26 protein-coding genes are annotated in these 25769 nt (G+C 35.0%); 17 read left to right on the top strand and 9 right to left on the bottom strand.

What is annotated here, in order from left to right; all coding sequences use genetic code 11:
* The first annotated feature begins 9 nt into the window (after window positions 1-9).
* The 4 genes from BM371_RS15195 to BM371_RS15210 all read left to right on the top strand — a co-directional run bounded on the left by BM371_RS15195 (window position 10) and on the right by BM371_RS15210 (window position 3868).
* On the top strand, window positions 10-1200 hold the full coding sequence (locus tag BM371_RS15195) for a DUF1501 domain-containing protein (protein WP_051883048.1): 1191 nt from the start codon (window positions 10-12) through the stop codon (window positions 1198-1200).
* Between the two features lie 124 nt (window positions 1201-1324).
* Window positions 1325-2005, top strand: a complete 681-nt coding sequence (locus BM371_RS15200; RefSeq protein ID WP_034679360.1) for a hypothetical protein — start codon at window positions 1325-1327, stop codon at window positions 2003-2005.
* 76 nt (window positions 2006-2081) lie between these two features.
* Window positions 2082-3107 (top strand): sensor histidine kinase, encoded by a 1026-nt coding sequence (locus tag BM371_RS15205; RefSeq protein WP_034679357.1) that lies wholly within the window; start codon window positions 2082-2084, stop codon window positions 3105-3107.
* Window positions 3104-3868 (top strand): LytR/AlgR family response regulator transcription factor, encoded by a 765-nt coding sequence (locus BM371_RS15210; protein ID WP_034679355.1) that lies wholly within the window; start codon window positions 3104-3106, stop codon window positions 3866-3868. The genes BM371_RS15205 and BM371_RS15210 overlap by 4 nt, the downstream gene beginning before the upstream one ends.
* Before the next feature lie 29 nt (window positions 3869-3897).
* On the opposite strand, the gene BM371_RS20605 is transcribed toward BM371_RS15210, so the two are convergent.
* The 3 genes from BM371_RS20605 to BM371_RS15220 form a co-directional block, all read right to left on the bottom strand.
* Entirely contained in the window at window positions 3898-4038 is a 141-nt protein-coding gene (locus BM371_RS20605) for a hypothetical protein (RefSeq protein WP_165571800.1), read from the bottom strand.
* Between the two features lie 46 nt (window positions 4039-4084).
* Window positions 4085-5104, bottom strand: a complete 1020-nt coding sequence (locus BM371_RS15215; protein WP_034679353.1) for a helix-turn-helix transcriptional regulator — start codon at window positions 5102-5104, stop codon at window positions 4085-4087.
* 343 nt (window positions 5105-5447) lie between these two features.
* Window positions 5448-5780: a HopJ type III effector protein gene (locus BM371_RS15220; protein ID WP_034679351.1), complete on the bottom strand. Its 333-nt coding sequence runs from the start codon at window positions 5778-5780 to the stop codon at window positions 5448-5450.
* A 679-nt stretch (window positions 5781-6459) separates the two neighbouring features.
* Here BM371_RS15220 and BM371_RS21020 point away from each other — a divergent pair.
* The 5 genes from BM371_RS21020 (at window position 6460) to BM371_RS15245 (ending at window position 10685) form a co-directional block, all read left to right on the top strand.
* On the top strand, window positions 6460-7260 hold the full coding sequence (locus BM371_RS21020) for an RtcB family protein (RefSeq protein WP_394334190.1): 801 nt from the start codon (window positions 6460-6462) through the stop codon (window positions 7258-7260).
* A gap of 183 nt (window positions 7261-7443) precedes the next feature.
* Window positions 7444-8193: a nucleotidyltransferase domain-containing protein gene (locus BM371_RS15230; RefSeq protein WP_034679349.1), complete on the top strand. Its 750-nt coding sequence runs from the start codon at window positions 7444-7446 to the stop codon at window positions 8191-8193.
* The gene (locus tag BM371_RS15235; protein ID WP_034679348.1) at window positions 8194-8853 is read left to right on the top strand and encodes a hypothetical protein; all 660 of its coding nucleotides are present in this window, start codon (window positions 8194-8196) and stop codon (window positions 8851-8853) included.
* Complete coding sequence (locus BM371_RS15240) at window positions 8850-9581, top strand: ATP-grasp domain-containing protein (RefSeq protein WP_034679347.1); 732 nt, start codon at window positions 8850-8852, stop codon at window positions 9579-9581. Before BM371_RS15235 ends, BM371_RS15240 begins: the two co-directional genes overlap by 4 nt.
* A 6-nt stretch (window positions 9582-9587) precedes the next feature.
* The gene (locus BM371_RS15245) at window positions 9588-10685 is read left to right on the top strand and encodes a nucleotidyltransferase domain-containing protein (RefSeq protein WP_034679344.1); all 1098 of its coding nucleotides are present in this window, start codon (window positions 9588-9590) and stop codon (window positions 10683-10685) included.
* 68 nt (window positions 10686-10753) lie between these two features.
* Here the strand turns inward: BM371_RS15245 and BM371_RS15250 are convergent, their stop codons facing one another.
* A complete protein-coding gene (locus BM371_RS15250; RefSeq protein ID WP_034679342.1) occupies window positions 10754-11188 on the bottom strand; it encodes a cold shock domain-containing protein in 435 nt (144 codons plus the stop codon).
* A gap of 455 nt (window positions 11189-11643) precedes the next feature.
* Between BM371_RS15250 and BM371_RS15255 the strand changes: the two genes are divergently transcribed.
* The 4 genes from BM371_RS15255 to BM371_RS15270 all read left to right on the top strand — a co-directional run bounded on the left by BM371_RS15255 (window position 11644) and on the right by BM371_RS15270 (window position 15807).
* Window positions 11644-12084, top strand: coding sequence for a MarR family winged helix-turn-helix transcriptional regulator (locus tag BM371_RS15255; protein ID WP_051883047.1), 441 nt, complete (start codon window positions 11644-11646; stop codon window positions 12082-12084).
* A gap of 6 nt (window positions 12085-12090) precedes the next feature.
* Window positions 12091-14520: a TonB-dependent receptor domain-containing protein gene (locus BM371_RS15260; RefSeq protein WP_081874597.1), complete on the top strand. Its 2430-nt coding sequence runs from the start codon at window positions 12091-12093 to the stop codon at window positions 14518-14520.
* 185 nt (window positions 14521-14705) lie between these two features.
* The gene (locus tag BM371_RS15265) at window positions 14706-15227 is read left to right on the top strand and encodes a hypothetical protein (protein ID WP_034679338.1); all 522 of its coding nucleotides are present in this window, start codon (window positions 14706-14708) and stop codon (window positions 15225-15227) included.
* A gap of 169 nt (window positions 15228-15396) precedes the next feature.
* Window positions 15397-15807, top strand: a complete 411-nt coding sequence (locus tag BM371_RS15270) for a 5-fold beta-flower protein (RefSeq protein ID WP_034679337.1) — start codon at window positions 15397-15399, stop codon at window positions 15805-15807.
* Window positions 15808-15923: 116 nt separating this feature from the next.
* Here the strand turns inward: BM371_RS15270 and BM371_RS15275 are convergent, their stop codons facing one another.
* The 3 genes from BM371_RS15275 to rpsO form a co-directional block, all read right to left on the bottom strand.
* On the bottom strand, window positions 15924-18194 hold the full coding sequence (locus BM371_RS15275) for a polyribonucleotide nucleotidyltransferase (protein WP_034679336.1): 2271 nt from the start codon (window positions 18192-18194) through the stop codon (window positions 15924-15926).
* Between the two features lie 139 nt (window positions 18195-18333).
* On the bottom strand, window positions 18334-19524 hold the full coding sequence (locus BM371_RS15280; RefSeq protein ID WP_034679334.1) for an acyloxyacyl hydrolase: 1191 nt from the start codon (window positions 19522-19524) through the stop codon (window positions 18334-18336).
* A gap of 141 nt (window positions 19525-19665) precedes the next feature.
* Entirely contained in the window at window positions 19666-19935 is a 270-nt protein-coding gene (gene rpsO, locus BM371_RS15285; RefSeq protein WP_034679332.1) for a 30S ribosomal protein S15, read from the bottom strand.
* Window positions 19936-20213: 278 nt separating this feature from the next.
* On the opposite strand from rpsO, the gene BM371_RS15290 reads away from it, so the two are divergent.
* The 3 genes from BM371_RS15290 to BM371_RS15300 all read left to right on the top strand — a co-directional run bounded on the left by BM371_RS15290 (window position 20214) and on the right by BM371_RS15300 (window position 22929).
* Window positions 20214-20771 (top strand): hypothetical protein, encoded by a 558-nt coding sequence (locus BM371_RS15290; RefSeq protein ID WP_034679330.1) that lies wholly within the window; start codon window positions 20214-20216, stop codon window positions 20769-20771.
* 83 nt (window positions 20772-20854) lie between these two features.
* Window positions 20855-22177, top strand: a complete 1323-nt coding sequence (gene mgtE / locus BM371_RS15295; RefSeq protein WP_034679328.1) for a magnesium transporter — start codon at window positions 20855-20857, stop codon at window positions 22175-22177.
* Between the two features lie 23 nt (window positions 22178-22200).
* A complete protein-coding gene (locus BM371_RS15300) occupies window positions 22201-22929 on the top strand; it encodes an ABC transporter substrate-binding protein (protein ID WP_034679327.1) in 729 nt (242 codons plus the stop codon).
* A 127-nt stretch (window positions 22930-23056) separates the two neighbouring features.
* On the opposite strand, the gene BM371_RS15305 is transcribed toward BM371_RS15300, so the two are convergent.
* Both BM371_RS15305 and BM371_RS15310 read right to left on the bottom strand, forming a co-directional pair.
* Complete coding sequence (locus BM371_RS15305) at window positions 23057-23506, bottom strand: GAF domain-containing protein (protein WP_034679326.1); 450 nt, start codon at window positions 23504-23506, stop codon at window positions 23057-23059.
* An 11-nt stretch (window positions 23507-23517) separates the two neighbouring features.
* Entirely contained in the window at window positions 23518-24945 is a 1428-nt protein-coding gene (locus BM371_RS15310; protein WP_034679325.1) for a hypothetical protein, read from the bottom strand.
* 54 nt (window positions 24946-24999) lie between these two features.
* On the opposite strand from BM371_RS15310, the gene BM371_RS15315 reads away from it, so the two are divergent.
* Window positions 25000-25767: an MBL fold metallo-hydrolase gene (locus BM371_RS15315; RefSeq protein ID WP_034679323.1), complete on the top strand. Its 768-nt coding sequence runs from the start codon at window positions 25000-25002 to the stop codon at window positions 25765-25767.
* The last annotated feature ends 2 nt before the right edge of the window (window positions 25768-25769 follow it).

Raw genomic sequence — 25769 nt, forward strand, 5'->3', positions numbered from 1 at the left:
ATTGAAATCATGATTATAAAAAGAAGAGAATTTTTAAAGATAAGTTCATTGGCAACCGCTTCGTTACTGATGCCTAGTTTTCTGAAATCAATGACTTTGGATAATGCGCTGAATCCGAATCAGAAAATATTGATCGTTTTGCAGTTTACAGGTGGAAATGATGGTTTAAATACGATTATTCCGACAAGAAATGATATTTATTTTAAGGAAAGAAATAAAATTGCCATCCAGAATTCTTTAGCTTTAAATGATGAAACAGGAATCAATCCTGCCCTTTCGTATTTTAAAGAGCTTTTTGACGGTGGAGAACTTTCGGTTTTGAATAATGTGGGTTACCCAAATCCTGACAAATCCCATTTCCGAAGCATGGATATTTGGCATTCTGCGAGCAAAAGCGACGAATATCTCGAAACAGGCTGGCTCGGAAGATTTCTGGATGAAGAATGCTACAAATGCGAACATCCGACGCAGGCACTGGAAGTTGATGATATGCTGAGTTTAGCTTTGAAGGGAGAAAACAATAAAGCTTTTGCCTTCAAAGATCCTAAAAAACTGTATCAAACCAGTCAGGAAAAATATTTCAAATCTTTGTACGACCACGACCATCATCATGATGACGAAACGGTTTCTTATCTATATCAGACTTTAGGCTCAACCATCAATAATGCTGATTATATTTTTGAAAAAAGTAAAGCAAAAAAAACAACTCAGGAATACCCAAATTCTAAACTGGGAAAGGACTTCAAAACGGTTTCTTCTTTGATAAAATCAGACATCAATACGCAGGTTTATTATCTTTCAATAGGAAGTTTTGATACACACGTCAATCAAAATGAAAGACAGCAAAAGTTATTCGGAGAGATTAATGATGCGGTAAAATCTTTCGTCGCCGACATGAAATCTAACGGATTGTTTAATGATATTTTACTAATGACTTTTTCAGAATTCGGACGAAGAGTTGCCCAAAATGCAAGCAACGGAACCGACCACGGTACAGCCAATCAGATGTTTTTCATCAGCGGAGGGTTAAAAAGGAAAGGTATTCTGAATGCACTTCCTGATTTACAAAAACTCAACGACGGAGATTTGATTTACACCGAAGATTTCAGAAAAGTATATGCAACTATTCTTAAAAACTGGCTCAATGCAGATTCTTCAAAAGTTCTCGGCTGGAAAAACGGAGTGTATGATTTTATTTAATTAAGCTAAAAATTCACTCATCTTATAATATTCTTAGATGATCGCTTTATTTCCTTAGTTCAAAAAAGAGTTCTTGATTCCAATTTGTACTCATGATACTTTTGCTTCATAAAATCAAACAATTATGACAGAAAAACGTATCAACAGAGAGCTTATATTTTTAAGAACTTTCGCCTTTTCCATGGCCATTGCAATTTTCTTTTTAGTCAATTCAGCTTTCAAAAGCAATGGAAATCAAAAGTTTTCAGAAATCGATGTGGAAAGAATTAATATCGTAGAAAAAGATGGCACCGTCAAAATGATAATTACCAATGTAGATCGCTTTCCAAACGGAAAAATCAAAATAAACGACGTGTACACTAACGAAAAGCGTAAAAAACGTTCCGGAATGTTATTCTTCAATGAAGAAGGCTTGGAATGTGGCGGTTTCATCTATGACGGTAAAAAAAATGCAGATGGTCATTCTTCAGGACTTTCATTCACACATGATCAATACGATGGCGACCAAATCATGCAATTGTTATCTGAAGATTATCAAAAGGGCAATGAAAGGTTTGTGGGAAGCAGCCTTACATTCAACGATCGTTCTAAAAATGAATCTCAGAGAACTAAAAATTTTGAACAGGGAACTCCAAGAATTATGCTCGGAAAATCTCGCGGACAAAGAGATGGTTTGTTTCTTTTTGATGCAAAAGGATTACCTAAAGCGATGTTTTATGTAGACAAAGAAAACAAAGCAAAGCTCGATTTTTATGATGATAAAGGAAATATCACCGCTTCATTTCCCGAAAATCGAGCAAAATAAATCTTAAAACATATTCCACTCTAAACTTTATAAATAGTTCTGTATTTTTATAGAACTATTTTGTTGTAACAAAATCATGAAGAAAATTTTAAACGAAATACAGCAGAACAAATACTTTTTACTCTTTATTTTTCTTTTTTCTTATGTTCAAACCATAGAAATCCGTTTTCAGACAGAAAGAGAGATCAACTGGTACACTTTCACACCGGAAGCTCCGGTATTGTATTTTGTAAATGCCGGCATTCTCTTTCTGATCATGCGTTTCCTGATGATCTATTGGCAAAAATCGGATAATTTCAATTTTAAAGAAATTTTTAAAATCTTTGGAACTTCCCTTCTTTTATATTTGGTGATACTTAATATTTTTAAACTTATTATAGCTTTTATTTTTAATACTTTTGAAAGGAACTTTAATTCGCAAACATTTCTCAATAATGTCATCTCAGACTTTCTGAATGCTTTTATTTACGGAAGTTTCTTTTTAGCTTTTTATTACTACCGGAAAAATCAGAAAAACCAGCAACAGATTGCAAATTTTAATGAAATGCTTTCCGAAACCAAAATCAATCAACTTAAAAATCAACTCAACCCTCATTTTCTATTTAATAACCTGAATATTCTCGATCAGCTTATTGAAGAAGATAAAACCAAAGCATCAGATTTCCTCAATGAGTTTGCAGATATTTACCGCTATGTTTTGCAGGTTTCGGATAAAAAATTGGTAGAAATTGATGAAGAACTGGCTTTCGTTAAAAAATATTTCAAACTGATTCAGCACAAATACGGAAAATCTTATCAACTAAACATAGAAAGCCATCAATCTCAAGGTTTTATTGTCCCGCTAAGTCTTCAATTATTATTGGAAAACGCCATTCAGCATAATTTCGGAACAGAAACAAATCCTATTTTTATTACAGTCAGAATTGATGAAAACCTTACCATTTCAAATAATAGTATTCAAAAGAGAAATACAAAATCTCCATCAGGAAAAGCTTTAAAAAACCTCAACGAACAGTATTTTTTACTAACTGGAAATCAGATAAAAATTCAAAATACCAACGATCAATTTTCCGTAGCCCTACCTATAATTCCAGAAGCATGATAAAAATAGTCATTATTGAAGATGAAATTCCGGCAAGAAAAAAGCTCATCAGATTTATTGATGAGTTAAAAGAAACTACGGAAATCCTAGCAGAAATCGATAATGTGGAACAGGCTGTAGAGTTTTTTAAGACAGAAAAATCTATTGATCTTATTATTTCAGATATTGAATTATTAGACGGAAATGCTTTTGAAATTTATGACCAAGTGAAAATTTCCTGCCCGATTATTTTTACAACTGCTTATGACCAATTTTGGATGAATGCTTTTGAAACAAATGGAATTGAATATCTTCTAAAACCTTTTACATTAGAGCGTTTTCAAAAAGCCTGGAATAAATTTTTAGTATTAAATAAATCTCATGATTCCGACAAAATTTTATTGAAAATCAGCCAGATTCAAAAACAAATTCAGCCTAAAGGTTTCAAAGAGCGATTCAGTGTGATCAGCAATAAAGGAATTTATTTTTTAGAAACTGAACATATCACATTTTTTAAAGCTGAAGAAGGAGTTGTTTTTGCTTTTGATGATTCCGGTAAAAAACATTTACTCAATCAAACCTTGCTTAAAGAAATAGAATCTCAGCTCAATCCTAACGAATTTTTTAAAATTAACCGTAGCGAGCTGGTCAATAAGAAGAGCATTACAAAACTTGAGCGTTATTCGAAAAATGCTTTGGCATTAGAAATTAAAGGTTGGGAAAATCCACTTATCACAAGCCAAAGTCAGACAGCAGATTTCAGAGAATGGATTGAAAAATAAAAACCTCCCAATTAGGAAGGCTTATAATTTTAATGAGGTGAAGGAATTGATGTATTCGCATCTTTCACGTCTTTCTTTTTATCGATTTTCTCGCTTACTTTTTTGATAATAAACTCAACAACAATGGGTACTACAAGAGCGACTACGGCTTTTAATATTCTGGATTTCATATTTATTTATTTTTGATGAATCATTACAATTTCCAAGCCACAAATCTTAATCTTCATCATCTACGATCAAATTTTCATAGTTCTTTTTTGCAGCAGCGAATTTCTCCTGCAATCTCACCCTGAGTTTTCTGGGTTTATAAACCGTTAAACATTCTCCAAAACCTAAAAGAAGCCGCTCCAATTCATAGTTCAGCTGTACACAGATTTTAAAGACCGTACCTTCATTCGATTCACTTACAATTTCCTGACTTGCGTGAAATGGTTTTGTTTTAACATACGGAGCATTATGCGAATCCACAAAAAAGACAACCTTTCGGGGAGCCATCGTGGGAGAAACTGTAACCCCTATAATATCTTTAAAATATTCATCGCCATCGAGATTCATATCGATATAATCAATTTTTTCCTCAATCTGAATATTTTCCATTCTATCTAAAGCCAAATTGTATACATATTGTTTATTCGAACAGATCAAAAACCAACGGTTATTAAATTCCTTCAACAATTGCGGATGAACAACATACGAGTCGGATTCTCTGGCTTTAAAACTTTTATATGTGATATTTAAAACCTTTTTATTTAAAACTGCATCATATAGAATATCAATATGTTCTAAGCCTTTCAGTTGCTCATTTTTATCCAAATGAATAATCGATTTCTGACTTGTCGCATGTATAGAATCCTCCAGTTTCTGAATGACACCATTCATTTCTTTAAACATCGAAAAATCTTTAAACTGTTTCAAAATCTGCACCGCATTGTTCATCGCTTTCAGGTCACTTTCATTCACGGAAATATTATGAATACTGTAATCCGGATCACTGTATCGATAGTATTTTCTTTCATACACTTCGATCGGCGCTTCATACCCGAATTTTTCACTTCGCATATTCTGCAAATCAAGTTGTACAGTCCGTTTGCTCACAAAAGATTCTTTTCCTTCAAATTCGAACAACGCTTCGGAACATTCATCGATCAGATCTTCCAAAGTATACTGTCGGTACTTATTTTTCAGGCATTTATCCAGTGTCTTGTATCGGATTAAGGCGTTTTTATTTGATGACATGGGCTTTATTTTTATTTGGGCGTGTCCCTTCGTTTTCCAATTCTAAACCTCATAGGTTTTGAAAACCTATGAGGTTTCCAGCACCATCACTTCGGGCCGGGCTGCTACAGGCTCCACTTCGTTTCGGTCTCGGCGCGGGGCTTCGCCCCGCGCCGAGACTCTTCCTTTCAGTCAGACCTTCCGTATCCCTCACGCAGAAAGTTGAAAATTTTGTCTGATCATTGTCATTTAGACATTAGGAGAAATCTATTTTGTACAGTTTAGAAATAGATTCTTCACTGCGCTTTCGCTCCATTCAGAATGACAGAAATTGTGATTAAAATCATTCTGCACAATGGTGAATTTACTTTCTTTGCAAAGCCTTCCCTTCAAAAGAAATTCCGTCCCAACCGAATTCTATGAAGTTTCTGATATTCTGATGATCCTTTCCTTCAGGATTTTTTAAAACATCTTCTCTGTAAAAATCTCCAAACAAAGCCAAAGTTTCTTCTTTGGATAAATCATTCAGTTTTCCGAAACTGAAAACTTTACATGAACCATTATTTTGATTCACTTCATTTACAGTATTCCCGTTCGTGAATTTTGTCGGTGTAAAGTCATAATGCTCATCAATGAAAGCTATGACATCAGTAAATTGAATTTCTTGTGGTGCGTTTTCTAACTGTTCAAACAACATTTTATTTAAATTTTTCCAAAAATAATTAAAATAACTTTATCTACGCAAAAAGATTGCATACTTTAGTTTTTACTTTGCATCAACAAAATGAAACAAGATGGAATTTAACGGAAACAGCTTAATAGAATTAGGATACAGATCGGCGAAATGGTTTAAAGAAGCGATTTCGCATATCAATGAAAATCAATTAGATGAAAATCAGATCACAGCATATTTAAAACAGTTCAAACAACCAGAACTGATTCCGCTTCATGAAACGGCAAAAGATTTTGTCATCAACATCCGAGCTGAACATGAAAGCGAAAATGATAACGTGGAAAAAGTAATCAACACCATGAAGGTTTTGATGAAGACGCCAACTTTAGTTGCCGGTGCAGTAATGCCCGATGCCTGTCCGACAGGTCCTGTAGGTCAGATTCCCGTTGGAGGAGTTGTTGTTGCGAAAAACGCAATCCATCCCGGATTCCATAGCGCAGATATCTGTTGTTCGGTAATGTTGACGGACTTTGGAAAAGCAGATCCTAAAGAAGTTTTGGATGCGGCGCATTCCATCACGCATTTTGGATACGGAGGAAGACCGAGAGGTGAGCAAATGGAAATGTCTCAGGAATTAATGGATGCTTTCAGAGTGAATGATTTCCTGAATGACGAAAAATTAATCAGCATTGCCCGTTCTCATATGGGAACGCAGGGTGACGGAAATCACTTCCTGTTTGTCGGAATTTCTAAGAATACAGGAAATACGATGTTGGTGACCCACCACGGTTCAAGAGCTCCCGGAGCGGCTTTGTATGATAAAGGAATGAAGGTTGCGAACAAATTCAGAATAGAAAATTCTCCTGAAACATTGAGAGAAAACGCCTGGATTCCATTTGAATCTGAAGAAGGAAAATCGTATTGGGAAGCGCTTCAGCTGATCAGAACATGGACGAAAGAAAACCATACTTCTATTCACGATGCGACCTTGAATAAATTAGGAATTGAAAAAGAAGACAGATATTGGAACGAACATAATTTCGTTTTCAAGGATGGAGATTTGTTTTACCACGCAAAAGGAGCAACGCCCTTGGATGATAAATTTATGCCGGATATTACAGGACCGAGATTGATTCCATTGAATATGGCAGAACCCGTTTTGATCGTTCAGGGAAAAACAAACGAGAGAAATTTGGGTTTTGCGCCCCATGGAGCAGGAAGAAATTTCAGCAGAACGCAGCATAAAAAATCTTTGGCTCATAAAACAATTGAAGAAGTTTTTGAAGAAGAAACTAAAGGATTAGATATCCGTTTCTTCTCTAATGAAATTGATATTTCTGAACTTCCGACCGCTTATAAAAGTGCTAAAAACGTGAGAGCACAGATTGAAGAATACGGACTTTGCAAAGTGTTGGATGAAGTGATGCCTTACGGATGTATTATGGCAGGTGATGTTCAGAAGAATGCACCTTGGAAAAAGAAGAAAAAATTTAGAAAAGCTTAGTTTTTTTGTTGTACACAAAGGCGCAATTTCTTTTTACAACTCAAAACTATAAGAGGCAAGGATTTTATCTTCGATAAAATTTCATGCTAAATATTTTGCTGAAAATCTTTGATTTTCTTGCGCCTTAAATCTGCACATTTTTATAAACCTTGCGCCTTTGCGTTTAACCAAAATAAAAAAAAAATGACACCAAAAATACTAGAAAAATTAAAAGAAATAGAGGCAAAAAGAAACATAGAAATACTTCTTGCCGTAGAATCAGGAAGCCGAGCTTGGGGTTTTGCGTCTCCTGACAGCGATTATGACATACGATTCATATATCGACACGAAAAAGACTGGTATCTGTCGCCGTGGGATAAAGATGAAACGATAGAATTCATGACAGAAGACGATCTCGACGGTTCCGGATGGGATTTGAGGAAGACTTTTCATTTATTATTGAAGTCGAATGCGGCTCTATTAAGCTGGTTCTACTCTCCTATCGTTTATATAAAAAATGAAAAATTTTATGAATTATTCAAACCTTTGGCGGATGAATGCTTTTCTCCGATAGCGGTTTCTTATCATTATCTGAGCATGAGCAAAAAGTATCTGGAAGCCTGCAGAACCGACGAAGTAAAATTGAAATCTTATTTCTACTGCCTTCAAACAGCCTTGACAGGAAAATGGATATTAGAAAAAGGAACAGTTCCACCAGTTTTATTCAGTGAATTGCTCGTTTTAGTCGATAATTTTACAAGAATGGAAATAGAAAATTTAATAGCCTTAAAAGCTACAAAAGGAGAATCTTATCATCACCCAAATGACTGGGAACTTTTTGGATCTTTAGAGAAAATGATATTGGATAATGAGGAAAGAGCGAAGAGTCTAAAAGGTGGGAATACAGATAAAAGTGAGATGGAGAAGGTTTTTAGAGAAATATTATCACTATAAATGAAAGTAAAAAATATGAAACAACTATCTGAAAGAGCTTTACATTTTATTGAAAAGTGTGGAAAGAATAAAGAATATGAAATTGACTTGGATATTTTAGAAAAACATTTAAGGTTTTATCATTTACAAAACTCTTCCGAAATTTTAAGATTTCAAGAAAAATTTTCAGGACTTAACCTTGAAAATATTGTAATTCATATTTTTACGCCAAAACAAGTAAAAGAAAATAAAGGGCTCAACATTTATCAGTGGCAAGGACAAAATTTGTTTTCAATAAATAACAGCCTATATCTTGCAGAAAACGGAGAAATTGCCATCAGAGATTGTGGCTGTGATTCGGATGATTTCTATTTTTATTATGAAAGTTTCGAAACATTTATCGAGCAACAAGCATTTTTTGAAAAACATAAATATTACAAGAAACTTCCTGCCGTTTTCTATGATATTCCAGATATAAAAGAGTTTTCAAAGTCTATGTCTGATTATATTTTTTTAAATGAATGTTCAGATAAGTATAATTTAATATGGAGAAATGAAGTAAATCTTATCCACGCTACTACAAACTCTTCAAACGTTTGGAGTGTCGTTTTTGACAGTATTTCAGAACAGAACCGCTATGATTTTATTGAAAAATTAATAGAAAAAAATTTAATTACATGAAAAATATAATTGCCCTCTCTCCCATGTACACGGAGGACAGCAACAATCTGAAAAAAGCATCGCTCAATTCACCTTACGAACTGAGCCGTTTCAACGCCAAATGGAATGTTCCCGAAGAATTTCGTGCGGATCTGATTGCAGTGTATGGCGAAGATATCTATGCAGAAATTGTTGCGGAACAATGTAATTTAATCTTGACAAAACCTGATAACAATTGGCTTTCAAAGATTTCAGAGGAGTTTACTAAACGTAAAATTTCATATGGGCAGTTGAAAGACTTTCTACATGAAGAAAATATTTTCATCAAATGTTCTGATTTTAAAAATTTTAAAGCCGGAGTTTTCAATAAAGTAACCAATATCAAAGGGTTTGATACACTGGATTTGGAAAATACGGTATTCACCTCGGAAGTTGTGGAATGGGAACTTGAAGTGAGATGTTTTGTTTTAAATAATGAAATAAAAACCTATTCTTCCTATTGGCGAAACAATGCGTTCGATACCAATCCGCTTTCTGAAACAGAAGAAAAAGACCTGTTTGAGTTTTTCAACAATTTCATGAAAAACTATTCTGAAACGCTGCCAAAAGCAATTGTTCTTGATTTTGGAATCATCAAAGAAAAAGGCTGGGCTTTGATCGAAGCAAATCCGGCTTGGTGTTCCGGTTTGTATGATTGTGATGCTGAGAAGGCTTTGGAAGTGGTTGTGCAAAGTTGTATTAAAAATTAAATTAATATGTTAGAAATAAAATCAATAAAATCCTGCAGCCTCATCCTCTTCGAAACCATCTCTGGAAGCCGCTCTTTCGGGCTCGCCACAGAGAACTCAGATACAGACATCCGCGGAGTATATTTCTTACCAAGAGAAGACTTTTTTGGTTTAAACTATATTCCGCAGATTTCTAATGAGACGAATGATATTACGTATTATGAGATCGGGAGATTTGTAGAATTATTGCAGAAAAACAATCCGAATATCCTGGAAGTTTTGGCAAGTCCGGAAGACTGTATTCAACATAAAAATCCGTTGATGGATTTGCTGAAACCTGAAGATTTTCTTTCCAAATTATGTAAAGATACGTTTGCAGGTTACGCGATTTCGCAGATCAAAAAGGCAAAAGGACTCAACAAAAAGATTCTGAATCCGATTGATAAAGAGAGAAAATCTATTCTCGATTTTTGTTATATTTTGCAGAATCAAGGCTCGACTCCTTTGAAAAAATGGCTACGAGAATTCCCCTCCTTTGGAGGAGTGTCCGAAGGACGGGGTAGTTTAGTTCAGGAAAAATGCGGTTTGGTAAGCATCGACAATACCAAAGGAATATTTGCGCTTTTCTACGACGAATCGGGAGATTTGAGTTATAAAGGAATTATCCAGAGCGAAGAAGCCAATCAGGTTTCCGTTTCATCAGTTCCGAAAGAAGAAAAACCGGTTGCCTATTTATTCTGTAATCTCGATGCCTACTCCACGTACTGCAAAGATTACCGTGAATACTGGAAGTGGGTTTCGGAGCGAAATGAAGACCGTTATAACGTCAATCAAAACCACGGACAGAACTACGACAGCAAAAATATGATGCATACAATTCGTCTTTTGCAGTCTTGTGACCAGATTTTCAAAACAAATTCTTTGAATATTCGAGTAGAAAATCGTGATGAATTATTAGATATCAAAGCAGGAAACTGGTCGTATGAAGCCGTGATGAAAAAAGCCGAAATCCTGATCAAATCGATTGAACACTACCATTCACTTTCTACATTACCTGAGTTTCCAGACATAGAGAAAACCACAAAAATTTTAGTGGAAATAAGAGAAAACCTATACAGTCACTAAAAAACAAAGGCTCCGAATCCGGAGCCTTTTATATGATATTCTAATCTGTTTTAGTTCAAAACAAAAAATTATTTCACGATTTTAATATCGATTGCAGAAAAACCTTTTGGCGATTTTTCTTTTTCGTAAGAAACTTTGTTTCCTTTTTTCAACACTTCTGTTGCGTTGTTGGTGTGGAAGAAAACGTTCTCTTTAGAACTGTCTTCGGTAATAAAACCATATCCTTTTTCGCTTAGAAAAGTAATGATTCCTGTTTTCACAAGTTCTTCAGCTTCAATAGGAGCTGCACCCAACTGAATATTGTTGATATCAAATTCTTCAACATTGCTGTTATCAGGAGGTGTAGAAGTCAATTGTCCGTTTGCATCAACATACATGATCATGTCATCAAGACTTTTTCCTTTGTTGTTGACTGTTTTACGCTCTTCTCTTTTCTGAGCTTTTTCTTTTGCTTTCTGTACTTTTTTCTTAAAATTTTCTTTTTTAGAGAAAGAATCCGCCATATATATATTAAAATTTATTTGTTACGTGCTGATTGTTAAAGATAAGATTTCTTTTCGATAATCTATCCCATTCTATCCAAATACTTTTCCCGATTAAATCAGAAAGGTATTCTATTGTTTTTCAGTAATGATAAAAGATTGCGACACAAGTATTTTTTGAGGAATAAACTGAAGCATCTGAAATGTGAAAACTGAGAGAAAAAATAAATGTTTTAAGCTGTGTCTGAAACAAAAGCCTGAAAACCTTTCTATTAATTGCTTCTGCAAATATACGACAATTTTTTCTGGAATCGGCCATTTCAATAACTTTTTCAATGTCAACAACTTACGAATCTGAAATTTTGAGCTTAAAATTGGTTCAAATTATTTCTAAAAAAATTGTAACAAATAAAAAATTTCAGCAACAAATTAATTGATATATCAATAATTGATAAATCATTATTAAAATTTTTATCATGGAAAAGTTAGATTCAATTATATTTTACAACATCGATAAAGCGATCAGAGCTTATAGAAATTACGCTCAGAGACAGCTGAAACTTCATGGTTTTACGATAACCATCGACCAGTGGCTCATTATTAAAGCGATTCTTGAAAATCCTGAAATCACACAGAATGAAATTGGAAATCTGGTTTTTAAAGACAACGCATCGGTCACGAGAATTATTGATCTGCTCGTAAAATCGGAATACGTGATTCGCACCGTTCACGCCAACGACCGAAGGAAAACCCATCTTGAAGTCACCGAATCAGGTTTAAAAATCATTAAAGATGTTCAGAAAATTGTTGAAGACAACAGAAAAATTGCATTGGAAGGTATTTCCAAAGAAGACCTTCAAATCATGAACAACGTACTTCTGAAAATATCAGAAAATACAATTAATACAAAAAAATAAAGCACGATGACACGACTAATCCTATTCCTTTTTGTTTTGCTGATGTCATTTTTCAGCAACAAAATTTCTGCACAAACCGCTTTTCAAAGTTATTCTCTTTCGGGAAGCATAGAATCTGACAAAGCCAGTCAGGTAGAAATCAACTTGTTTAATACAGAAAATAAACTGGTGAAAACTGAACTCGCTGACCAGAACGGAAAGTTCACATTCAATGATCTTGCAAACGGTAATTATTATGTTCAAATTAATAAAAATGGTTCTGAAGCTTATAAATCAGAAGCGATTTCAGTAAAAGAAAACATCAATCTCCCACAAATTCATTTAAATGAAAAAACAATTGAGGGCGTTACAATTACCAAAGCCAAACCTTACATCGAAAGACAGGACGGAAAAATGATCCTTAATGTTGAAAACAGCATTGCCGCCACCGGAAATTCAGCATTTGAAGTTCTTGAAAAAGCTCCGGGTGTAAATGTTGACAGCAACGACAATATCAGTCTACGTGGAAAAGGAAATCTTCTCGTTCAGATTGACGGAAAAAATACCCCGATGTCCGGAACCGATCTGGCTAACTATCTCCGTGGAATTCCATCTTCAACCGTTGAGAAAATTGAGTTTATTACCAATCCTTCTTCAAAATACGATGCAGCAGGAACTTCCATTATCAACGTTAAATTAAAAAAAGACCAGCGAAAAGGAACCAATGGAAGTCTTTCTACATCTTTGGGAACGGGAAAATTCATCAAAAATAACAACAGTTTCAACATCAACCACCGAAATAAAAAAGTGAATCTTTTTGCCAATTACAGCTTTGCCTATAGAGAATTTTACAATCAGTTGATGCTCGACAGAAACTTTTATGACAATGGAACATTTACCAACGCTTATGTTCAGGATAATTTCCTGAAAATGAATTTCCGCAATCACATTGCAAAAGTCGGGATGGATTATCATGCCAACGATAAAAATATTCTGGGTTTTTCAGTTGGTTTTGTGAGCAACAGATTTGATCCGACAAGCACCAACCAGACTCAGATTCTGAATCAGAATTATCAGCCTGCAGGAAGTTTCGTTACGACCAGCAACAACCGTGACCACTGGAAAAATGCATCACTTAACTTCAACCATAAATTCAAAATTGATTCTTTGGGTTCAGAATTGACAACCGATTTGGATTATATCAATTATTCCAATGCATCACTTCAGAATTTTAATACTCAAAATTTTGATGTGAACGGAAACTTTTCGCCTGTTCAGCCTAATCCTTACATTTTAAAAGGAAATTTGGATGGAAACCTGAATATTTATTCCGCAAAATCCGACCTTACCAAAGCCTTCAGCAACAACTGGAAACTGGAAACCGGGGTAAAAACAAGTTTTGTAAAAGCAGACAACGACCTTCAGTTTTTCGATGCAAGTTCTGGAACATCTGTGATAGACCAGTCGAAAACCAATCATTTTATTTACGAAGAAAACATCAATGCAGCCTATGGAAATGTGATTAAAAATTGGGAAAAATTCAAAGTGAATTTTGGTTTAAGACTTGAAAATACCAACGTGACCGGAAATCAGCTAACTACCAATCAGATTAATAAGAAGAATTATACGCAACTATTTCCGAGCGCCGTTTTTTCTTATGATTTAAATGAAAAAAATACGGTCGAGCTGAATTTCAGCCGAAGAATTACAAGACCGACTTACAGACAGCTGAATCCTTTTAAATTTTATCTTGATCCTACAACTTACCAAGCCGGAAATCCTGATTTAAATCCGCAAACCACGATGAATTATGAATTTACCTACAGTTTAAGTAATAAATATTTTGCCACATTAAGCTACAGTAAAACACAGAATAATATTACAGATGTTCTGAAACCAATCGATGAGAATGGAAACATCGTAGTTGTTCAGGCGGTAGAAAACCTCAGTTCAGCTTCTTATTATGGTTTAAATCTGATTGCTCCCGTAAAAGTAACCAAATGGTGGGATATGAATAACAATGCCAATTTTTACTATGGAACCTACACCGGAAATATTTCGGATACCTACATCAAAAATCAGGGGAATTTTACTTTTAACATCAACAGCATCAATTCATTTAAAATCGGGAACGGATATTCTGCAGAGTTATCGGGAAATTATCAGGCAAAACAGATATATGCGTATATGCATCTGAAACCTATCTGGTCTTTGAACATCGGTGCTCAGAAGAAATTTAAAAACAGTACTTTGAAATTCTCTTTCAATGATATTTTCTTCAAAAGCAATCCTGAAGCCGAAAACATCTACTCCAACTACATCGAAAATTTTGTTGTAAGAAGAGATACCCGTGTTGTTACCCTTTCTTATACTTATAATTTCGGCTCATCCAAAAACGGACAGCCAAGAAGAACCGGTGGTGCGGATGATTTGAAGCAGAGAGCGGGGAATGGATAATGTCATTGCGAGGAACGAAGTGACGAAGCAATCTCTAATTTAAAAATATTTCAAATATACACATTGTCATTCCAAGGAGCGAAGAATCTTTGTGAAAGCAAATAATTTACTATTATCAAAAAATGTAGAAAAAATATCATCCATAAGTTTTAAGGTTTTTCATATTTTAGTAGAAAAATTATTAAATGAAAAGTTTTTTATTTTCCACTCTATTTTTTGTTTCGTTTAGTCTTTTTAATGCCCAGATTGGTAGAAGTGATTATATACAACTACCGTTGATAAGAAAGTATACTCAGATAGATCCTTCACTAAAAAAGGGTTTTGTATTGATGGGCAAAAAGGAAACTGATGAAACTTTAATCATACGTCCGGAAAATGAATTTGACCTTTTGGTGACTTCTAATATTTTTGTCAATAATTCAGTGGCTCTAATTATATTGTGCAATAATTTTCCTGATGAGAAAAATCCTAGATTCAAAAAAGCGACTTTTACAATTGATGGTAAACAGTTTTCTTATGACATGTCTCCTGCTGAACTTCATTACAACGATGATCTCAAGAGAATAATGGTCTCTCAGCGTGCAATTAATCAAAACATGTATGAAATGCTTGGCAAAGTTATATTATCAAAGAATCAAATAAATTACACCTTGTATGGAGATAAAGAATATAAAGGGGTTTTATCACAAAAAGAAATTCTGGTTTAAAAAAAAATATTGGATTTATTGAAGGCTTTAACTGAAAAATAGCAAAATTATCAACTTCTGAAATAGTATACTCCAAAAATATGGCAATATTAAACTTATTCACAGATTTTCGTATACATTTTAATGCCAATATACAATCTATGATACTCCATCCAAAAACAACAAACCCATGAAAAAAACACTATTCATTTTCTCTCTACTTTTAAACCTTTCCCTCCTTGCTGCCCAAACTATTGAATCAGGAAATCGAAGCACCACAGGCTATATTCAAAACGATGGGACAATAGAAAACAGCAGTCGTTCAACGGTAGGTTACATTAAAAATGACGGAACCATTGAGAATAAAAGTCGAAGCACGATTGGATATATAAAAGATGATGGTACGATAGAAAATCAAAGCCGATCTACGGTAGGCTACGTAAAAAAAGACGGAACGGTAGAAAACAGCAGCCGTTCAACGATTGGTTATATCAGAGATGATGGAACGGTAGAAAACAGTAGCCGCAGTACGATTGGCTATGCAAAAGGCATTAAAAAAGAATGGGCAGCGGTCGTGTATTTCTTTTTTAGGTTTGATTAACCATCATCTTCTCAAACAATAGCTTTTTTATACTTAAAAAAATTAACTACAGCATTATATACACTGATCAAAAACAAAAAAACCACCGAAATTCGGTAGTTTTAATATTTATAAGATTATTGATCTTGTGGTTCGTTCAAAGGCTTGTGTTCTCCCGGCTGATCTTGTCCTTCAGGATTTACTTTTCCTTCTGGTCTCGCAGGTCTCTCCGGTCTGTTTTGACCTTCTGGTCTTGGACCTCTCTGCTCCCCTTCTTTTTTCTCCGGTCTTGGTGGTCTTGGCAACAAAACTTTTCTTGAAAGCTTCATTTTCTTACGATCATCGTAACCCATGAATTTCACCTCAACTTCGTCTCCTTCTTTATAAGGAACTTTGTCAAGACGAGCCCATTCGATTTCAGAGATATGAAGAAGTCCTTCAGTACCTTTAGCAATCGCTACGAAAGCTCCGAAATCCATTACTTTTACAACTTTACCTTGGTAAACTTCACCTACAACCGGTACGAAAGTAATTTCATTGATTTTCGCAATCGCCTCGTTGATTTTTTCTCTGCTAACACCAGAAATTTCAATTCTACCGATTTCTCCAACTTCTTCAATTGCGATAACAGTATCTGTATCTTTCTGCATCTGCTGAATGATTTTTCCACCAGGTCCGATTACAGCACCGATGAAATCTTTAGGGATTTCCATCATCACCATTTTCGGAGCATGAGGTTTCACATCTTCTCTTGGAGCAGCAATTGTTTCAGTGATTTTATCTAAAATGTGAAGTCTTCCGTTTCTTGCCTGAAGAAGCGCTTTCTCCATAATATCCATAGAAAGTCCCTGGATTTTGATATCCATCTGACAAGCTGTGATTCCGTCTGCAGTTCCTGTTACTTTGAAGTCCATGTCACCTAAGTGATCTTCATCTCCTAAAATATCAGAAAGTACCGTAAATTTTCCTGTTTTAACATCAGTTACCAATCCCATTGCAATACCTGAAACCGGCTTCGTAATCTGAATACCTGCATCCATCAATGCTAAAGTTCCTGCGCAAACAGTCGCCATAGAAGATGAACCATTAGATTCAAGGATATCAGAAACGATACGGATGGTATAAGGATTTTCTTCAGGAATCATATTTGCCAAAGCTCTTTGAGCTAAGTTACCGTGACCAACCTCTCTTCTTGAAGTTCCTCTCAAAGGACGTGCCTCACCTGTTGAGAATGGTGGGAAGTTATAATGTAAGAAGAATCTTTCGTCATAGTTTACCATTACGCTGTCTACCATGTTTGCATCTTTTACCGAACCTAAAGTTACAGCCGTTAAAGACTGAGTCTCTCCTCTTGTAAAGATTGCAGAACCGTGCGCTCCCGGTAAATAGTCAATTTCGCTCCAGATCGGACGGATTGTTTCAGGATCACGACCGTCAAGACGAATTTTATCATTGATAATCATCTGACGCATCGCTTCTTTTTCCACATCGTGGTAATATACTTTTACGAAAGGTGTCACTCTTTCCAATTCCTCAGCATTTTCAACATATTGAGCTAAAAATTCATCACGTACCGCTTTGAATTTCTCGCCTCTTTCTTCTTTGCTTGAAGGAGTTTTAGCTACTTCGTATACTTTATCGTAAGTTTCTTTCCAAACTTTCTCACGAATTGCTTCATCGTGATTTTCGTGGTTGTATTCTCTTTTTGGGAATGATTTTCCAACTTTTTCAGCTAATCTCTCCTGAGCTTCTACTTGTTTTTTGATTTCTTCGTGAGCAAAAGTAATCGCTTCAAGCATTTCTGCTTCTGTGATTTCTTTCATTTCACCTTCCACCATTACGATAGAATCTTTAGTTGCTCCAACCATAATATCAAGGTCAGAATTTTTAAGATCTTCGAATTTAGGATTGATTGAAAGTTCACCGTTGATTCTTACTACTCTCACTTCAGACATTGGTCCGTTGAAAGGAATATCGGTAATTGCAATCGCTGAAGACGCCGCAAGACCTGCCAAATCATCAGGAATCGACTGTCCGTCATAAGAAATTAATGAAATCATTACCTGAACTTCCGCGTGGAAATCTTCAGGGAACAAAGGTCTTAAAACTCGGTCTACCAAACGCATTGTAAGAATTTCTTGGTCTGAAGGACGAGCTTCTCTTCTGAAAAAGTTTCCGGGGATTTTACCGCCTGCATAGAATTTTTCTCTGTAATCAACTGTTAACGGTAGAAAATCTACACCAGGATTGGCTTCTTTGTTGGCTACAACTGTTGCTAAAAGCATTGTTCCGCCCATTTTTACTACTACAGATCCGTCAGCTTGTTTTGCCAGCTTCCCTGTTTCGATTGTGATTTCTCTGCCGTCTGCAAGAGTAATCAACTCTGTAATTGCTTGAGGTGCACTCATAAATTGTTTGTGTTGCGCTCCGTATTGAGCACTTTAATTATTGATATTTCGTCTAAATGTGATGCAAATTTAGTGTTTTTGTTTTAAATAGTATGATGAAAGTAATTTAGCTTACATTTTAGCACCTTACATTCATTTTTCATGAATTTTTCTTATTAAAAATTCTGTAACCCAATCTCCATTCAATATAATCAGCTTTGTGAAATTTAAAGGATCTTAAACCTATTCCTATTAAAAATTTCTTTCCGATTGTGTATTGAAACCCTACTCTCTGATAAAAAATCGTTTTATCATAACGACGGTCGATTGCTTTTTTAAAAATATAAAATCCTGGCTGTAGCTGAATGGCAAACTTTGAAATTGAAAGTCTATATGAAGGGAAAATATTGAGTAAAACCTGTTCACGTTCAAATCTTTTTGTAGATTGAATTACTCCATTTTCATCCTGATAAAACTTATTGTTATAGTCTTCATCATACATCAAACCGATTCCTAATCCAAGAGAAGATTTGTACGTAACCTGTCTATGATAAACCGTTTCTACTCCCCAGTTCTGATAATATTTACCTTCAAATTTTCTGATCATATCAACATCAGAAGCCTGAAAACCAGGATCAACTCCATAAAAAATAGAATGTCTAACTCCGCCAAAGACATTTACATCCAAAGTAGAATATTTATCAAATGTCGACAAAGAATCATGAGGTGCGAATTGTCTTTCATCAAAATGATAAGTCAATGATAATTTTGGAGAAAAGGTATTCATTCCTTTATTTGGAAGTTTAAGCGCGCCGTTTGAGAAATGATTAAAATTTAAACCTAATCCTAAGTCAAAATGTTTTCCCAAGTAATATTTATAATTGACTCCGAAATTAATATAAATACTCACCGAAGAGCCGAATGTCTGATTGGTATATCCTTTTTTCAAATCATAAGGAGTCCAGTTGAAAGCAAAACCACCGCTCGTTTCATAATTCCAGGAATGGGTCGGTGTTTCTTTAATAGTTCCACCAAAAGTTCCATAAACAGCAAAAGGACTTCCCATATCCCGGTTTTTAAGATAATCAAATGCCACGATTCCGCCGCCGTAATAAGGTCTTCCGAATCTTCTGTGCCATTCTTTACTTCCATCAGTCTGTACCGTAAGTTCGGCAGAAGCACCGATAAATTCTCTATGGGTAAGCGTTTTCAAATAATCATTCGTTCCTAAAAATTTTCCGAACTGCATACTTACAGAAGTCTGAAGATTCGACCTTGAAATGGTATCCGAGTTCTGAGAATTGTAAAATCCAGAAACAAAAAGAAGAATATAGAGATAAATCTGTTTCAAATCAGTAGATTAAATTTTGAAAGAAGCAAATTTAAACGATTTCTGCAAAGAATACCACGTTTTAATGCCAAGTTTTCAGATTATTAAACAAAAAAAGCAACCTCTTTCGAAGTTGCTTCTGTTTCTTTTGGAATCCAAAGATTATTTTCTTAGACCAAGTTCAGCAATAATTGCTCTGTATCTTGTAATATCTTTTTTCTTAAGATAATCTAATAAGCTTTTTCTCTTACCTACTAATTTCACCAAAGATCTCTCCGTGTTGAAATCGTGACGATTAGCCTTCAAATGCTGAGATAAGTGGTTAATTCTGTAAGTGAATAGAGCAACCTGTCCTTCAGCGCTTCCTGTGTCTTGTGCAGATTTACCGTGCTTTGCGAAAATTTCTGCTTTTTTTTCTGTTGTTAAGTACATTCCAATATTGTTTAATGATTATTATGTAACGGGTGCAAAAGTACGACTATTTTTTTAACTCCGCAAAATTTAAGTCGGAATTAAATATTACAATCATTAAGATCAATTTTAATTAAAAAAAATAAAGAGATAAAAAAAATAAAAAATCCTTAAAATCAAAGAGTTTGGAAACATTATTGATTTCATTTATTAAATTGAATAGAAAAATATGTTAAATAATTCTTAAAAAAATTATGCCATCCCGTTAAAAGACAGTAATTTTACAGCCGACAAAAAAGATGAAAAATTTTTTATTTTATACGCTTATTTCTTCTGTATTTATCATCAGTATTTCTTCTGTAAATGCTCAGAAAAACACCTCTCATGATAACATAAAAAAAGTTCTGTATTTTAATCCAGAAGTTGAGCCAGAGGTTGAAGAAATAAAAGAACCTACCAATCACGCATTCTTCAGTGCTGTTTCTGATAACATCAGTACATTCCGTAAAAATAAAATGCTGAGATCTGAAGTTCAGGTTTCTTATGATAGTATTGATGCCAAAACCATCAGTGAATATTGCAAAAATAACGATGCTGATTTTGCCATTGTTCCCAAAGTGAAATATTTCAAAGTCGGTTTGGGAAAATATGTTTTTTCTAATCAGGTTATTGTCAGCATGAAACTTTTCGATGCAGAAGGAAATCTGATCACCTCTTCAGATTACGATACTTACCGTAAAAACATGCGTCTTTTGGGTTCAGCTGAAAACTCAATAAAAATAGGAACCAATGGTGCTATAAAATCGATTCTCAAGCAGTTAAGAAAAATAAAACCCTCTACAGAAGCCGGTTTCTAAACTTTAATAAAACCTTAAATTTAGCGTATCGTTCTCCTATTCTAAAAATTTAAATTATTTTTGCATAGCAAAAATCTCACGTTTTGAATTCTACAGACGAACTTATCTTTAATCCAGCCGATATTGCCGAAAGACTCAGTGAACTTCCCGCTGATGAAAGGTTACTGGCTTTTCTGAAAGTTCCGAAGCAGTACAAAGCGGATGTTTTTTCGCATTTAGATCCTGATTTCCAGGAAGAAACCATACGAAGCATCGGAAGCGATGAAGTCTCAGAAATCCTGAACGCCATGACTCCCGATGACAGAACGGCTCTGTTTGAAGATTTCCCTGATGAACTGATCAAATACTCCATTAATCATCTCAATCCGCAGGAAAGGAGAATTGCCTTAAAGCTGTTAGGCTACAACTCAGATTCGATCGCCCGTCTGATGACTCCTTATTACATCCAGATCCGTAAAGAATGGACGGTAAAAAGATGTCTTCAGCAGATAAAAAAAGTCGGTAAAAAAGTAGAAACCATCAATCACCTTTATGTAGTTGATGAGAGAAACCGCCTGATTGACGATTTACCTTTGGGTAGTTTGCTTTTGGTGGAAGAAGATACTTTGGTTTCCGATCTTACCGACAATCATTTTGTTGCAATTACTACGACAACATCAAAAGAAGATGCAGTTACTTATTTCGAAAAATATGACCGAACTGCTCTTCCGATCATTACAGAAGCCGGAGTTTTGGTGGGAATTGTAACCATCGATGATATTTTAGATCAAATTGAATCTCAAAACACAGAAGATATTCAGAAATTCGGGGGTGTTGAAGCACTTGACGATCCGTATATTCAGACGCATTGGTTTGAGATGATCAAAAAGCGCGGACTTTGGCTAATCGTACTTTTCTTTTTACAATTGATTACCGCATCTGTAATGGGATTTTATGAAAATGAAATCGAGAAAGCGGTTGTTTTGGCACTATTTATCCCTCTAATTATTTCGAGTGGCGGAAATTCCGGTTCACAGGCTGCAACGTTGATAATCCGTGCGATGGCATTACAGGAAATCACTTTGAAAGATTGGTGGACGGTCATGAAAAAAGAAATCGTTACCGGATTGGTTCTGGGAACTTTCCTAGGAATTATCGGCTTTTTCAGAATTATGATCTGGCATAAACTCGGTTGGTTCGATTATGGAGATTACTGGTTTTTCATCGGAATAAGTGCCGGAATTTCTTTGGCTATGATTGTACTTTGGGGAACTATTTCAGGTTCCATGGTTCCGTTTATTCTTAAAAAATTCAACCTCGATCCTGCAACTTCTTCCGCACCATTTGTAGCAACTTTGGTTGACGTAACCGGACTAATCATTTATTTTACCATCGCAGCGATGTTCTTAACCGGAAAACTTTTGTAATTTTAGGCAAAGTCTAAAATTTTATGCGAGTTGTATCATTAGTACCTTCTATTACGGAAGTTTTATTTGATTTAGGTTTAACGGAAAATGAAATTGTAGGAAGAACAAAATTCTGCATCCATCCTTCAGAAAAAGTAAAAAAAATTGAGATTATCGGTGGGACAAAAAATCTTAACCTTGAAAAAATTAAGAGTTTAAAACCTGACTTAATTCTCGCTAATAAAGAAGAAAATGTAAAAGAGCAGGTCGAGGATTTAATGAATGATTTTAAAGTTGTTGTAAGCAACACTGAAACCATTGAAGACAATTATTATCTGCTTAAAAACTTAGGATTACTTTTTAATAAAGAAGAAAAAGCTCAGGCTTTCAATCTGAAAATCTACGAAATTTTCAATCAAACCCAAATAAATTCTACCGTAAAAGTCGCTTACCTGATCTGGAACAAACCTTATATGACCGTTGGCTCAGATACTTTTATTCATCATGTTTTAAGCGAAATTGGTTTTGAAAATATATTTAAAAATCAAACCCGTTATCCTGAAATTACAGCTGAAGATTTAGCCGAAGCTGATGCCATCATGCTTTCTTCGGAACCTTTTCCGTTTAAAGAAAAACATATTGCAGAACTTAAAGCAATTTATCCTGATAAAAAAATAATAATCGTTGACGGAGAAGCATTTTCCTGGTACGGAACGCATATCGCGAAGTGTGAAAATTATTTTAAAGAATTGATTTCAGAGTTCAGTAATTAAGTTTTGGCTAAAGCCAGATGATTTTTTAAATTATTAAACGGGCTAAAGCCCGTTCCTATTGATAGTTTAAACAAAAAAACTCCGACTAAAAAATCGGAGTTTATATTTTATTTTAATTTAAATAAGACTACAAAATCTTTGAAACTTCATTACAAAGCCACTCCAGCAACTCTCTGTCTTCATCCGTAAAAGGATTGATGGTATGAGAATCAATATCGATCTGACCAATGTTTTGTCCGTCTTTGAAAATAGGAACCACTATTTCTGCTTTCGTATCGATTGAACAGCTTAAATAATTGCTTTCTTCTTTTACATCCGGAACAACAAATGTTTCATTGGAAACTGCAACTTGTCCACAAATCCCTTTTCCGTAAGGAATAATGGTATGATCGGTTTCTGCACCTACGTAAGGCCCCAGTTTCAGCTCATCTTTATCTCCGTTTTTAAAGTAAAAACCCGTCCAGTTGAAATACGAGATCTCCTGATCAAGCAGAGCGCAGACTTTTTGAAGTTTCTCTTCGGTATTATGTTTGGGACTTTCGAGAATAGATGAAAGTCTTTTTTTTAATTCAGACATTGTAATAATTTTTATGAAAACTGTTTTAGAGAAAGTTCGTTTTTGAAGCCGAACATTGCTCTTTCTTTTATCATTTCGCCAACACCATCAGGAAGCTGGCTTTCCCAACCGCTCATGTTGCATGCAATTTTTCTTAGAATTTCTCTTGAATAAATTTCCAAAAATTCAGGATTGTAGTTGGTAATATCTACAATACGGTTGTTCAGCTTGAAATATTTATACAATTCTTTCAGGTTTTCTTCTACTTTTAAGTTTGATGAATCTAAAAGCTCGTGAGTTTCAGGATCTTTGTAAGGATAAAGATAAACCCTCATTCCGTTTCTGAAAAATTTACCGAATGCTTCCAGAATTCCGCCTGAAAGATCCTGATAATATTTCTCATCGAATACCATCAACATATTGTTTACCCCCATCGCAACACCGATATCGCCGTTTGTATAATGAGAGAAATAATCGATCAGTCTGTAATATTCTGAGAAATTTGAAATAATAACGGTGTAGCCCAATTTACCAAGAACGTCTACTCTATCCAGGAAATCTCTTTCATCAATATCACCGTCTGCACGAAGATTTGAAATGGTAATTTCGATCAAAACTTCGGTTTCTTCCTGAGTACAGATCGCATCTTTCAGGAACAAATCCATCCCGTTTTTAAGCATATCGATATTGACCTTGGTTACCGGTCTGAAACTTCCTCTTACCGCAAAAATATTCTTTTTGTAAAGAACATCAGCGGGAAGCATATTATTACCTTCAGAGTTAAAGATTACCGCTTCAGTCATTCCGTTTTTCACCAACTGTAAAGACATCAGTCTGTTATCAACATAAGCAAAAGCGGGCCCATTGAAATCAATCATGTCGATCTCAAGATTATCTTTTGCAATATCATCATACAGAGATTCAATCAGTCTTCTCGGGTTGTCATAATAATGATAAGCTCCGAAAATTAGGTTTACCCCTAGATTCCCAAGAGTTTCCTGCTGTAGGGTCGCATCATTTTCCTTAAATTTAACGTGGATAACGATTTCGTTGTAATCTTCATTTTCATTCACCTGAAAACGAATTCCTACCCAGCCGTGCCCCTTTATCGTTTTATCAAAATTGATTGTTGTAACCGTATTGGCATAAGAGAAATATTTTCTGCCCGGACTGTTGTCTCTGGAAATTCTTTCTTCAATCAAGGCAACTTCATAGCGAAGCATTTTTCGAAGTCGGTTTTGGGTAACATACCTGTTTTTTACTTCTTTTCCGTAGATGGCATCACTAAAATCTTTGTCGTAAGCCGACATTGCCTTAGCAATTGTACCGGAAGCTCCTCCTGCTCTAAAAAAGTGTCGAACAGTTTCCTGCCCTGCTCCAATTTCTGCGAAAGTACCATAAATAGTAGGATCTAGATTAATTGTTAATGCTTTTTGTTTAGGAGTTAATTTCTGATACATTAGGACATTAAATTTTTCGTAAATTTACCAAAATTAAAACAACCTCAAAAGAAAATGAAGTTGAAATTTTTAGGAACCGGAACTTCACAGGGTGTTCCCGTGATTGGTTGCACTTGTGAGGTCTGCACTTCACCCAATCCCAAAGATCAGCGTTTCAGATCTTCGGTGATGGTTACTACCGACGAACACAAAAAAATTCTGATCGACTGCGGACCGGATTTCAGACAGCAAATGCTGATCAATAAAGAAAATCGCGTTGACATTACTCTTCTTACGCATGAGCATAATGATCATGTCATTGGTTTAGATGACATGCGACCTTTAATTTTCAAAAGCGGAAAAAATATTCCTTTATACAGTCTTCCCAGAGTTGCCGACGAAGTAAAAAAACGTTTTCCTTATGCATTTGCAGATGAAAAATATCCGGGAGCTCCAGCCTTTGATCTCCATGAAATCGGAAATGAAAAATTTGAAGTATTAAATACCGAAATTTCACCTATCGAGGTTATTCATTATAAAATAACGGCTTTAGGATACAGGTTTAAAAATCTTGCCTACATCACCGATGCCGGCTTTATTTCTGAAACAGAGAAAGAAAAACTTCAAAATTTAGATGTATTAATCCTTAACTGCATCCGTAAATTCGATCCTCATCCTGCCCATTTTATTTTGGCAGATGTGATAAAGCTACACCAAGAGCTAAAACCTAAAAAATTATTTCTGACTCACATCAGTCATCATTTCGGACTGCATGATATTGAAGATAAACAACTTCCAGCCGGAATTCACCTTGCCTACGATGGTTTGGAAATAAATTTTTAAAG

Origin of the sequence: Chryseobacterium formosense (assembly GCF_900116415.1) — a bacterium.
In the GTDB taxonomy this organism is placed as follows: Bacteria; Bacteroidota; Bacteroidia; order Flavobacteriales; family Weeksellaceae; genus Chryseobacterium; species Chryseobacterium formosense.